Consider the following 11,287-nt stretch of genomic DNA (forward strand, 5'->3'; position numbering starts at 1 on the left):
GCTGCAGGCGTTGGGTCAGGGCCTCGGGCCGAGGTGGGCACGGGCCGCGGCGAAGGCCAGGGTGCGGGCGAAGCACTCCTCGACGGCCGCCTCGTCCGCGCCGACCCACAGGTGGTCCGCCTGCTCGACGAGATGCAGCTCGGCGGGCACGCCGGCCTGCCGCAGGGCGGTGGCTAGCCGTACGGACTGGTCGCAGGGGATGAGCGTGTCGCCTGCGCCGTGCAGGAGCAGGAACGGCGGGGCCTGCGGGGTCGGCGGCCGGGGTGCGGCCGGGGTGCGGCCCCGGATCGTCGCGCAGGCCGGTACGCCACGCGCCGCCGTGCACGAAGACCACGACCGGCAGCGGCTCCGCGGCCTCCTCGGGCAGCCAGAGATCGAGCTCCAGCGGCCGCCCTCCGCCGGGCACGCCGTAGACGGCGCCGCGCAGCAGCCGCCCCCCGGGCGCGGGGAAGGCGGGGTGGGGGAGGGGCAGCACGGCGGGGTCGGCCAGGCTCAGCAGCGCGGGGAGCCGGCGCGGGAAGGCCGGCCCCGCGGTGTCGTAGTAGAGCCGCCGCAACTGCGCGACCGCGTCCGGAGCCTGCCGGTCGCCCGGCGCGAACAGCCGCGTGAACCCGTTGATCCGGTCGGCGAGCACCGGGAGCGCGCCCCCGCAGTGCGGCACGATCACCCGCAGCCCCGGATGGCGCTCCAGCGTGCCCGCGAACAGCAGGTCGGTGACCGACCGGGCGGTGTCGAAGATGAACTCGATCATGGGCCGGGGCCGCGCCGACGCCGACTGCTGCCAGCACAAGCGCCGCGTACAGGGCTCCGACCAGGACGCCGGCGAGCAGGGCCCCGAGCAACGGCACGGTCACGCGCGCCACTCGTGATCGGGCAGGAAGCGCACGTCGTAGCGCTGCGGCACGGTGCCGAACCTCTCGGGCGCCGGCACGTACGGCGCGGCAGGCAGGCCGAGCTCGTCGGTGGGCGTGCCGAGCGACTCGAAGAAGCGCTCGAACGTGCCGCCAGGCCCCGCCGCCACGCCGACGATCTGGCTGTGGTGGCGCTCGATGCGGTAGGCGTGCGGGCAATTCTTGGGCACGAACCCGAAGTCGCCCGAGGTCAGCAGCTTCTCCTGCTGCTGCCCTTCCAGGTCCTCGACGAACAGCCGCACCGCGCCCTGGGTGACGAAGAACACCTCGTACGTGTCCGCGTGCAGGTGCGCGGGGATGATCTTGCCCTTGGGGCCCTCGCAGGTGAAGAAGTTGAAGGTGTTCTCGGTCTGCTCGCCGCCCGCGTAGACCGTGATCAGGTCGCCGAACAGATGGGCCCGGTCGCCCATGCCCTTCTCGACGAAGTACGGCCTGCCGGGGTCCGGCGGGATGGGGGAGCGGGTGCGGTAGGCGGTGGCGTATTCCATGGTCATGCGGGGAAACCTCCAGGTGAGGCGGTATTGTCAGGCGGCCTGACACTAGGAGGGGTGGGAGACTTTGGCAAGGCGCCGTACCGACGAGGACTTGGACCGCACACAGACATGACCCAGCCCGCCCGCAACCTGCCGCAGCACCTGGCCGAGGCCAAGCGCTGGTTCGACGAAGGGCTCCTGGCCAGCATGGAGGCCGCGGGCGAGCGCCCGCTGACCATCGCGCAGGCCTGGGTGTTCGCCACGCTCGACGACGCGGGCACCACGGTGTCCGAGCTGGCCCGGCGCATGGGGGTCACCCGGCAGAGCGCTCACCAGGCCGTGCACGGCCTCATCGACGCGGGCCTCATGGAGCAGGTGCCCGACCCGTCCTCCGCGCGCGCCCGGCTGATCCGCACCACCGCCGAGGGGCGGCGGGCGCACGAACTGGCCCAGCGCTGCATCGCCGTCATGGAGGACGTCCTGGCGCGCCGCCTCGGCGAAACGGCGGCCACGGCCCTGCGCGCGGCACTCGAAACGCCCTGGGGAGATCCGCCGCTCGTGACCGCTCCGCCCGGCGGGCAAATGCCGGAAACGATCAATTGAACGGTACGAGGAACTTTTTCCCGATAGTTAGGATTCAGCGGAAGGACGAAGAGAAACCCCCGGGGCGGGAGCGCACTTGTGATCGAAAAGGCGGAGGTGGTGGCTGAAGGGGCCGCCGCGTCGGGAGACGCGATCGGCCGGGTCCTCGGCACTCAGGCCGCCTCGCCTCTGTCGTTCTGGGTCGGCCTCGAGCCCGGCCGCGTCGTCCAGCTCGACGACGTGGTGGTGACCAGGCGCGACACACCCGGCTTCGGGCCGGTGCTGGTCGCCGGGGTGGTCTCGGCGGTCGAGGCCAGGCACGAGGGGGCCGCGTTCGCCTCCGACGTGTTCCTCATCGCCGACGGCGCGCTGCCCGCCGCCGTCGTCGAATGCGCCGAGGTGCGCGTCACCAGGGTCGAGCCGGAGGTGTTCGTCCCGCCGCTGCCCGGCGCGCTCGCCTACCGCGCGCAGGCCGGCGACCGCGACCAGGCGCTCTACTTCGACGTCATGGACCGGCGCATTCCCATGGGGCTGGGCCGCGACGGCCGGCCGATGTACGTGAATTTCGATTTTCTCGACGGCACCCGCGGCGCGCACGTGTCGATCTCCGGCGTTTCCGGAGTGGCGACGAAGACGTCGTTCGCCACATTCCTGCTGTATTCCATTTTCAACTCGGGAGTGCTGGGCGCGGAGGCCGCCAACACCAAAGCGCTGATCTTTTCCGTCAAAGGCGAGGACCTGCTCTTCCTCGACCACGCCAACACCCGCCTCGACGCCGCCGCCCGCGCCCAGTACGACCGTCTCGGCCTGCCCGCCGCCCCCTTCGGCAGCGTCCACGTCTTCGCCCCGCCCCGCCCCGGCGACCCCAACGGCGTGCCCAACGTCCAGGCCAGGACCCGGGCGGTCAGCGCCTACTACTGGACGCTGGCGGAGTTCTGCGCCGAGGAGCTGTTGCGGTTCGCCTTCACCGACGCCGACGACGAGCGGGCCCAGTACTCGCTGCTCGTCGGCCAGGTCGCGGCCCGCCTGCAGTCCTGGGCCGAGCCGGCCGGCGACGGGGGTGCGGTCCGCGTGCGCCGCCCCGACGGCGAGGCGGGCCCGGTCTGCCGCACGTTCGCCGACCTGGTCGACTTCGTCGCCGGGCAGCTCTCCGACGAGGGCGCCCGCGCCACGTGGACGGGCGCGCCCACCCCGCTCGGCACCGTGAACGCGTTCCTGCGGCGGCTGCGCAGCGCCGTGCGGCCGCTGTCGCCGATCGTCCGCGGAGACCTGCCCGGCGGCAGGCCGCACTCGATCGGCACCTCCGACGCCCAGGTGTCCATCGTGGACCTGCACAACCTGCCGGAGCGGGCCCAGCGGTTCGTCGTCGGCGTGACGCTGCGCGGCGAGTTCTCCCGCAAGGAGAGCGCCGGCACGGCCAGGCCGCTGCTGTTCGTGGTGCTGGACGAGCTGAACAAGTACGCGCCCCGCGAGGGCGAGTCGCCCATCAAGGAGATCCTGCTCGACGTGGCCGAGCGCGGCCGATCCCTGGGCGTGATCCTCATCGGCGCCCAGCAGACGGCCTCCGAGGTCGAGCGCCGCATCGTGGCCAACTGCGCGGTCCGCGTCGCCGGCCGCCTCGACCCGGCCGAGGCCACCCGCCCCGAGTACGGCTGGCTCCCCGCCACCACCAGGGAACGTGCCACGATCGCCCGGCCGGGCACGATGTTCGTGACCCAGCCGGAGATCCCCGTGCCGCTCGCGGTCACCTTCCCGTTCCCCGCCTGGGCCACCCGCCCGGCCGAGGCGGCGCAAGCGCCCGCCATCGCCTCGCGAGGCGCCGATCCCTTCGCCGGCCTGCCCGGCGCCGACGACGACATCCCTCCCTTTTAAGGACGCTTCGCTGTGAAGATCCTGCACACCGCCGACTGGCACGTCGGCAAGGTACTGAAGGGCCGCTCCCGCACCGACGAGCACCGCGCGGTGCTGCGCGAGCTCGTCACGCTGGCCCGCGAGGAGGACGTGGACGCCGTCATCGTGGCGGGAGACCTCTTCGACACCTCCGCCCCCACCCCCGAGGCGCAGGCGCTGGTGCTGAACGCGGTGCTCGCGCTGCGCGAGGGTGGCCGCGACGTCGTGGTGCTGGCAGGCAACCACGACAACCCGCAACTCCTGGAGGTGTACCGGCCGATACTCGGCAAGCTCGGCATCCACGTCGTCGGCACGTTCCGCCGCCCCGACCAGGGCGGCACGCTCTCCTTCACGGCCCGCTCGGGCGAGCCGGTGCGGCTGGCCGCGCTGCCGTTCCTGTCGCACCGGTACGTCGTACGCGCCGCCGACGTGCTCGCCGGCACCCCCGCCGAGCACAACCGCGACTACGCCGCCCGCGTCGCCGAGCTCGTCCAGGCGCTCACCGCCGGCTTCGAGGCCGGCACCGTCAACCTCGTCACCACCCACGGCACGCTCCCCAGCGGCCGGTTCGGCGGCGGCGAGCGCCGCGCCCAGTCGATCTTCTCCTACTACTTCGAGCCCACCGTCTTCCCCGCCACCACCCAGTACGCCGCCCTCGGCCACCTGCACCGGCGCCAGCAGATCCCCGGCCCCTGCCCCATCTGGTACAGCGGCTCGCCCCTCGCCGTCGACTTCGGTGAGGAGGACAACACGCCGGGCGCGCTGCTCGTCACCGTCGAGCCCGGCCGCCCGGCCGTGGTGCGCGAGGCGGCGCTCTCCGCCGCCCGCGCCCTGGCCACCAGGACGGGCACGCTGGAGGAGCTGGAGGCCATGGCCGCCGATCTCACCGAGACGTGGCTGCGGGTGATCGTGGCGGAGAAGCCCCGGCCAGGGCTGGCCGAGACCGTGCGCGAGATCCTGCCCACGGCGCTGGAGGTGACCGTGCACGAGCGCTTCCAGCCCGTACGCGACCCCCGCCGCACCCCGTCGCCCGGCGCCGCGCGGGGCCCGCGCGAGCTGTTCCGCGACTACCTGTCCGGCGCCGGACGCGACAACGACCAGGTCGCCGCCCTGTTCGATCGGCTCCACGAGGAGGTGACCGGCTGATGCGCCCGCTGAGACTGCACCTGGACGACTTCGGCAGCTTCCGCGAGCCCGTCACGGTCGACTTCTCCGACGTCGACTACTTCGTCCTCGTCGGACCGACCGGCGCGGGCAAGAGCACGCTGATCGACGCCATCTGCTTCGCCCTGTACGGCACCGTGCCGCGCTGGGGCAAGGAGAACGTCATCGCCCACGCCCTGGCCCCGTCCGCCGTCGCCGCCAAGGTGGCGCTGGTCTTCGAGACCGGCGGCCGCAGGTACGCCGTGGTCCGCGCGCTCAAGCGGGACGCCAAGGGCAAGGTGCACACCGCCGAGGCCCGGCTGGAGGAGCTCGTGCCGTCCGTCCCGGCGACGGCCGGGCTGGACGAGCTGATGAGCGCCGTCGCCCGGCCGGTCGCGGAGGGCGCCGCCGTCACCGCCGAGGTCCAGCGGATCACCGGCCTGGAGTACAAGTTCTTCACCCAGTGCGTGGTGCTGCCGCAGGGCAGGTTCGCCGAGTTCCTGCACGCCCAGCCGCGCGAACGGCAGGACCTGCTGGTGCAGCTGCTCGACGCCGACGTCTACGAGCGGGTCAGGCAGCGGGCCGTCCAGGAGGAGAGCGGCGCCGCGCAGGCCGCCACGTTCGCCCGCGAGCGGCTGGCCCGCCTCACCGACGCCGACGAGCCCGCCGAACGGGCGGCCGAGGCCCGGCTGGCCTCGCTACGCGCTCTCGACGAGCAGGTCAGGGGCGACCTGGACGCCCTCAGGAACTCGGCCGAGGAGATCCGCCGCCTGGCGGAGGAGCGGGAGGCCGTCCGGCTGCGGGTCACCGCGCTGAGCCGCCTCGCCATGCCGCCGGAGGTGCCCACCCTGGCGGAGAACGTCCGCGCGGCTGCGGGGGAGGCGCGCGACCACGCCCGCGACGCCGAGGCCGCCGAGGCGGAGGAGCAGCGGGCCGAGGACGAGCTGGCCGCGCTGGACGATCCCGAGGTGCTGATGGACCTGCTCAGAGCGGTCGAAGAGCACGAACGCGCCCTCACCGAGCTGCGGGCCGTCGAGGAGCGGGCCGCCCGCACGCGGGCCGAACTCGAACCGCTCGCCGCCCGCGCCCGCACCCTCGACGCCGCGCTCGCCGACGCCGAGGAGGCCAGGGACCGGCTGCGCGACGCCCACGCCGGGGCGGAGCTGGCCCGCCGCCTGGTCGTCGGCCAGGAGTGTCCCGCGTGCCTGCGGCCCGTCGAACGGCTGCCGCACCACCCGGCGGCGGCGGACCTGCGGGCGGCCGAGCGGCACGTCAAGGCGTGCCGCAAGGAGGCGGAGCAGGCGCGCGCCCGCCGCACGGAGGCGGAGGCGGAGACCCGCCACCTCGAACGCACGGCCCGCGAGCTGGCCGACCGCGCCACCCGCACGGCCCGTGAGCTGGCCGACCATGCCGCCCATCCGGCCCGTGAGCCGGCCGACCGCGCCACCCGCACGGCCCGCGAGCTGGCCGACCATGCCACCCGCACGACTGCCGATCCGGCCGCCCCGGCGGGAGCGGCGTTCGCGGAGCCCGGCCTGCATGGACAGGCCGATCAGCTCGCCGGCGTCGATCGCGACGACCTGGAGGGGCGGCTCGCGGCCGTGCGGGCGGCGGAGCGGCGTGCCGCCAAGCTCAGGCAGGCCGCGCGGGACGCCCGGGCGCGGGTCGCCACGGCCAAGCGGCGCGCCGAGGAGCTGACCGGCAGGACCGACCGGCTCTGGCGCGACCTGGAGGCCGCCCGCGACACCGTGGTGCCGCTCGGCGCGCCGCCCCTGGACCGCGACGACCTCCACCACGCGTGGACAGCACTGCTCGCCTGGCGCGCCGGCGCCGCCGACCGGGAACGCGCGGCGCTGGAGGAGCGGGACGAACGCGTCGCCGAGGCCGAACGCCGGGCGCGCACGCTCTGGTCCGCCGTGGTCGCCCGCCTCGCCGAACACGGCGTGGAGGCCTCCGGAACCGCCGCGGAGCCGGCCGCTCCAGGTAAGGCCGGTCCGGGTAAGGCGGGGCCGGGTAGCGCGGCTGCAGGGCAGGTGACCGCAGGGCAGGCGGCCGGGCGGCTCGGGGAGCTCGTGGCGGCGGCGATCGCGCAGGCGCAGGCGCACCTGGCCAGGGTCAGGGAGAACCGCGCCACCGCCAGGGAGCTCGCCGAGCGGGCCACGGCCGAGGAGGAGCGGGCCCGGGTGGCCAAGGAACTGGCCCAGTGCCTGCGCGCGGACGCGTTCGAGCGCTGGCTCTGCACCGAGGCGCTCGACCTGCTCGTCACCGCCGCCTCCGACACCCTGCGCGAGCTGTCCGACGGCCAGTACGAGCTGGCACTCGGCGCCAGGAACGAGATCGAGGTCATCGACCACGCCGAGGCGGGCATGCGGCGCAACGCGCGCACCCTGTCGGGCGGCGAGACGTTCCAGGCGGCGCTCGCCCTGGCCCTGGCCCTGTCCGACCAGGTGGCGGGGCTGTCGGCGACGGCGGCGCGCAGCCTCGACTCGCTCTTCCTGGACGAGGGCTTCGGCAGCCTCGACCCGGCCACCCTGGACACGGTCGCCGCCACCCTCGAACGCCTGGCCGGCGGGCGCGAGCGCATGGTGGGCGTGGTCACCCACGTGCCCGCGCTGGCCGACCGCATCCCGGTGCGCTTCGAGGTCCGCCGTGACGCCAAAGGATCACACCTGCACAGGGCGACCGCATGACAACCGCCTTCACGGTGGACCCGTGGGATCCCGGCTACACAGCCGCTATTCATCTCGAGGCGCTGGCCGAGCTGGACGCCACGAGCGCGCAGCTCGACCTGGACGTCGAGCTGCCCGCCGCCGCGTGGCGTCCGATCGCGCCCGACCCCGCCACCCCGCCGCCCGAGGTCCTGCTGATCGCCGACGGGGTCCGCCGGATCGACGCCCGCGTGTGGACGTCCGCGCCCGGCGACGGCGGACCGATGCCGGGGATCGCCGCGTCCTGCGCCGCCGGGATCGTCCGCTGCGTCCCCGGCATCCCCGCCGAGCCGGTCGCCGTGGAGGTGAGCCGGTCCCTGTTCAGCGCGTCGCCGGACGCGACCGACATCGTGACCGCCGCCGGCGGCTACCGCGCCCGCCGCGCCCCGCGCTCCGGCATGGACGACCTGGTCCTGGCGCTCCAGAGCCATCTCGCCCAGCTGGAGGTGGACCTGGCGATCCGGCACCGGGCAGAGTCGGACGAGGACGACCTGCTGCTGGTGGACGGCCCGCTGCGGGGGCGTACGCACCTGCCGCGCACCGTCGGCTACATCAAGACCCACCACACGGCCTACCTGCCGGCGCCGCAGGCCGCCACCGTGTCGCAGCTGCGGCCCGGCGAGCGCACCCCGGTCTTCCTCATGGGCACGAGCTGGCGCCGCCACGCCTGGTACGTGCGGCTGCCCGCGCCCGCCGGCATGCCCTGGGCAGGCGTCGTACGCTGCGAGGCGAGCGCCGACCTGCACCTGGACGCCCTGGTACGGCTGGCCGACTCGGTCACCCACGCCCTGCCGCCCCTGGCGGGCGTCGGCTACAAGGACCCCCGGGCCCCGCAGAGCCTCGTCCCCATCGGCGGCCTGGAGCGGCTGCTGCGCCACCGGCTGGGCGACGCCCGCGTGCTCTACCGTGCCCTGCGTGCCGCCGCCGCCCGGCAGGAACGGACGGCGCCGCGCCCGCCGGTGCCCGTGAGGTGACTCACCCGCCGAAGCCGTGCCGGGGGTCGGCCGCCTGGATGGCCGCCTCCACCGACGGCTCGACGTGGAAGGACTCGAGCAGACCGCTGAGCGACAGGATCCGCTCCACCCGGGCGGGCACGTTCGACAGGACCAGCGGGGAGCGCTGCGCGCGGCTCTGGTTCAGCAGCAGCACCAGCACGCCCACCCCCGTGGAGTCGCAGAACGTCAGGCCGCCCAGGTCCAGCACCAGACCCACGGAGGGAGCGACCTGCCAGGCGTCCGCGACCTGCCGGTGCAGCAGGTCGGCGCAACGGTAGTCGAGGTCGCCGCCGGCATGGGCCACGATCAGGTTTCCGTGCAGGCCGATCGAGACGGTGAACCGCCGGGCGGGATCGCTCTGTCCGGTCATGGGCCTCCATCGTCGGCCCGATGAGAACGGGGAGCAACCCTCCCTCGTCACTACGTACCTGGCGAAGAGGACAAAATGGGCGAATGACTGCCGATGATCAACCACCGGCCGGCCCGTTCGAGGAGCGGCTGTGGGCCGCGCACCGGGACGGGCGGCAGGCGTTGTGCCTGAGCCTGCTGCGCGAGGCCGACCTCGCGCTGCCGATCACCGCCGCCGCGGCGGCGGGCACGGAGCCGCCCGCCTGGGCGACGATCGCCGACGCCGAGCGGACCTGGCTGATGGCCTTCACCTCCGTCGAGGCGATGACGCTGGCCTCCGGCGGGGCGGCGACCCACTGCCGGATCGCCTCGCTGCCCGAGCTGGCCGCGGGCTGGCCCGACCTGAGCTGGGGGCTGGCGGTCAACCCGGGGATGCGGGTGTCGTTCCTGCTGGATCCCGGTACGGTCGCCCGCCTGGCCGTGCCCACCATGGTGCAGGACCTCCGGCTCGCCCCCGGCTCCGGGGTGCCGGTGGTGCAGAAGCTGCTGCCGGCCGGTGAGATCCCGCAGCTGCTGTCCACGGGCGAGCCGAGGGTGTCCGGCTACTGCCACCACGCGCTCGACGTCTCGCACATCGCCACGCCTGCGCTGCTCGCCGGCGTCCTGGGGTGCCCCGACCTGCTGACCGAGAGCGGGTCGCTGAACATCCTGCGCTGGCGTCCCGTCGGGCTGGAGCTCTACCACACGCCGTACGGGGGAACCGGCGAGCAGGGCAGGGACGCCGTGGCGGGCTGGGTGGTCGAGGAGCCGCCGTTCGTCGGCATGGGGCTGGTGCCCAGCGTCGACCACGTCGTCCGCGAGTACAAGGTGTACGGGGTCGGCCTGCCCCACGGCGCCGAGATCTGGGAGCTCACCCACGAGGGCACCGAGCACCGCCGGGCCATCTACCACGGCGACCTGCGGCGCTGGCTGCTGATCGGGAGGCGCTAGTGACGTCCTGGCACTTCTACCGCGCCCGCTGGCGCGGCGCCGACTACCCGGCCAGCCCGGAGCCGCATGCCCTGGAGCTGTGGGTACGCCTGCGCAGTGGCGAGCCTCTGGACGGCTTCGAGGAGGTCGAGCCGGGCTGTCACGTGCGCACCGTCCCGGTGACCGAGTGCGACTGGCTGCACTTCGTGACCGTCGTGTGCCGCTGGCGTGGCGAGTGGTTCCACGTGCATGACGAACGGGACGGTCTGCTGCTGCTCGAATACCTCGGCGGATCCGCGATCACCGCCCGCGAGCTGGGGCTGGAGCGGGTGGAGCGCGGCGTGTGGCGGGCCTGGGCGCCCCGGCCGGAGGTGATGGAACTGCGCGAGGAGATCGTGCCGATCACCGCCGAAAATCATCACTTTTAGGCTAAGACCTTGATACCTGGTGTTCATGTGACGGAAACTGACCAGTAAGGCAGGTGTGTCGTAACAACGGACGAATGTCGCGAGGGGGTTATGGGGTCACCGGAGCGGCCGGATGTGGCGGCGATGCGGGCGTACGCGGACGAGCTGCGCGAGATGTTCAACCGGCTCCAGGACGAGGGGCTGGAGTTGCACGCCAAGGCTAAGGCCGTCCAGGCCACCGAGACCTCCCGCGACGGCCTGGTCTCGGTCACCGTCGGCGCGCGCGGCGAGCTGATCCGTCTCGACCTCGACCCGCGCATCTACCGGCGCCCCGACGCGCGCGCCCTGGCCGACACCATCGCCGACACCGCGCGCAAGGCCGCCGAGGCGGCCCAGCAGCGCGTCATCGAGATCTTCGAGCGGGTGATCCCCGCCGACCAGTTCAAGGCACACCTCGACGGCGACGTCGAGACCGTCATGGCCTGGCTCGCCAACGACATGGGAGGTGGCCGGTGAACGAGCGCTGGGACGGCGCGTTCATCGCCAGATCGGTCGTGGACCGCGGCATGACCGCCTGGTCAACGAACGCCGAGGAGGTCAGCCGGACGCTGCCCAAGCTGGTCGGTGAGGTCGAGAAGTGCCTGGCCGCGATGCCGTGGGGCGTCGGCGCGGAAGGCGACGCCTTCCACCAGGCGCACCTGCGCGACGGCGGGCCCACCGAGATGATCAACCAGTGCAAGCGGCTGGCCGAGGAGATCGTGGACGCCGGCGACCGGCTGCGCCACGCCATCGACAACACCCGGCAGACCGACGCCGACATCGACCACGATCTCACGCGCATGACGCGCGAAGTCTGAGCAG

The 11,287-nt window shown here is 73.9% G+C and carries 13 protein-coding genes; 10 read left to right on the forward strand and 3 right to left on the reverse strand.

Going from position 1 to position 11,287, the window contains the following annotated elements; genetic code table 11:
• Positions 1-15 precede the first annotated feature (15 nt).
• Positions 16-375, reverse strand: a complete 360-nt coding sequence (locus ACBJ32_RS33150) for an alpha/beta hydrolase family protein (RefSeq protein WP_375130292.1) — start codon at positions 373-375, stop codon at positions 16-18.
• Positions 376-737: 362 nt separating this feature from the next.
• On the opposite strand from ACBJ32_RS33150, the gene ACBJ32_RS33155 reads away from it, so the two are divergent.
• The gene (locus ACBJ32_RS33155) at positions 738-869 is read left to right on the forward strand and encodes a hypothetical protein (RefSeq protein ID WP_375130095.1); all 132 of its coding nucleotides are present in this window, start codon (positions 738-740) and stop codon (positions 867-869) included.
• On the opposite strand, the gene ACBJ32_RS33160 is transcribed toward ACBJ32_RS33155, so the two are convergent.
• Positions 851-1,405 (reverse strand): quercetin 2,3-dioxygenase, encoded by a 555-nt coding sequence (locus ACBJ32_RS33160; protein WP_375130096.1) that lies wholly within the window; start codon positions 1,403-1,405, stop codon positions 851-853. The genes ACBJ32_RS33155 and ACBJ32_RS33160 overlap by 19 nt on opposite strands.
• A 108-nt stretch (positions 1,406-1,513) precedes the next feature.
• Here ACBJ32_RS33160 and ACBJ32_RS33165 point away from each other — a divergent pair, with 108 nt between their 5' ends.
• The 5 genes from ACBJ32_RS33165 to ACBJ32_RS33185 all read left to right on the forward strand — a co-directional run bounded on the left by ACBJ32_RS33165 (position 1,514) and on the right by ACBJ32_RS33185 (position 8,681).
• Positions 1,514-1,987: a MarR family winged helix-turn-helix transcriptional regulator gene (locus ACBJ32_RS33165; protein WP_375130097.1), complete on the forward strand. Its 474-nt coding sequence runs from the start codon at positions 1,514-1,516 to the stop codon at positions 1,985-1,987.
• Between the two features lie 78 nt (positions 1,988-2,065).
• Entirely contained in the window at positions 2,066-3,838 is a 1,773-nt protein-coding gene (locus ACBJ32_RS33170) for an ATP-binding protein (protein ID WP_375130098.1), read from the forward strand.
• A 12-nt stretch (positions 3,839-3,850) separates the two neighbouring features.
• On the forward strand, positions 3,851-5,002 hold the full coding sequence (locus ACBJ32_RS33175) for an exonuclease SbcCD subunit D (protein ID WP_375130099.1): 1,152 nt from the start codon (positions 3,851-3,853) through the stop codon (positions 5,000-5,002).
• Positions 5,002-7,689: an AAA family ATPase gene (locus ACBJ32_RS33180; protein WP_375130100.1), complete on the forward strand. Its 2,688-nt coding sequence runs from the start codon at positions 5,002-5,004 to the stop codon at positions 7,687-7,689. The genes ACBJ32_RS33175 and ACBJ32_RS33180 overlap by 1 nt, the downstream gene beginning before the upstream one ends.
• Positions 7,686-8,681 carry a hypothetical protein gene (locus tag ACBJ32_RS33185; protein WP_375130101.1) on the forward strand — a complete coding sequence of 332 codons (996 nt, stop codon included), beginning with the start codon at positions 7,686-7,688 and terminating at the stop codon, positions 8,679-8,681. Before ACBJ32_RS33180 ends, ACBJ32_RS33185 begins: the two co-directional genes overlap by 4 nt.
• A gap of 1 nt (position 8,682) precedes the next feature.
• Here ACBJ32_RS33185 and ACBJ32_RS33190 read toward each other — a convergent pair whose 3' ends face one another.
• Complete coding sequence (locus ACBJ32_RS33190; RefSeq protein ID WP_375130102.1) at positions 8,683-9,072, reverse strand: anti-sigma factor antagonist; 390 nt, start codon at positions 9,070-9,072, stop codon at positions 8,683-8,685.
• Positions 9,073-9,155: 83 nt separating this feature from the next.
• On the opposite strand from ACBJ32_RS33190, the gene ACBJ32_RS33195 reads away from it, so the two are divergent.
• The 4 genes from ACBJ32_RS33195 (at position 9,156) to ACBJ32_RS33210 (ending at position 11,283) form a co-directional block, all read left to right on the forward strand.
• The gene (locus ACBJ32_RS33195) at positions 9,156-10,040 is read left to right on the forward strand and encodes an SseB family protein (protein ID WP_375130103.1); all 885 of its coding nucleotides are present in this window, start codon (positions 9,156-9,158) and stop codon (positions 10,038-10,040) included.
• Positions 10,040-10,447: a hypothetical protein gene (locus ACBJ32_RS33200; protein WP_375130104.1), complete on the forward strand. Its 408-nt coding sequence runs from the start codon at positions 10,040-10,042 to the stop codon at positions 10,445-10,447. The genes ACBJ32_RS33195 and ACBJ32_RS33200 overlap by 1 nt, the downstream gene beginning before the upstream one ends.
• Positions 10,448-10,570: 123 nt before the next feature.
• The gene (locus ACBJ32_RS33205; RefSeq protein ID WP_357884670.1) at positions 10,571-10,942 is read left to right on the forward strand and encodes a YbaB/EbfC family nucleoid-associated protein; all 372 of its coding nucleotides are present in this window, start codon (positions 10,571-10,573) and stop codon (positions 10,940-10,942) included.
• Positions 10,939-11,283 carry a hypothetical protein gene (locus ACBJ32_RS33210; RefSeq protein WP_357884668.1) on the forward strand — a complete coding sequence of 115 codons (345 nt, stop codon included), beginning with the start codon at positions 10,939-10,941 and terminating at the stop codon, positions 11,281-11,283. Before ACBJ32_RS33205 ends, ACBJ32_RS33210 begins: the two co-directional genes overlap by 4 nt.
• The last annotated feature ends 4 nt before the right edge of the window (positions 11,284-11,287 follow it).

It is taken from the genome of Nonomuraea sp. GTA35, assembly GCF_041950525.1.
GTDB lineage: Bacteria > Actinomycetota > Actinomycetes > Streptosporangiales > Streptosporangiaceae > Nonomuraea.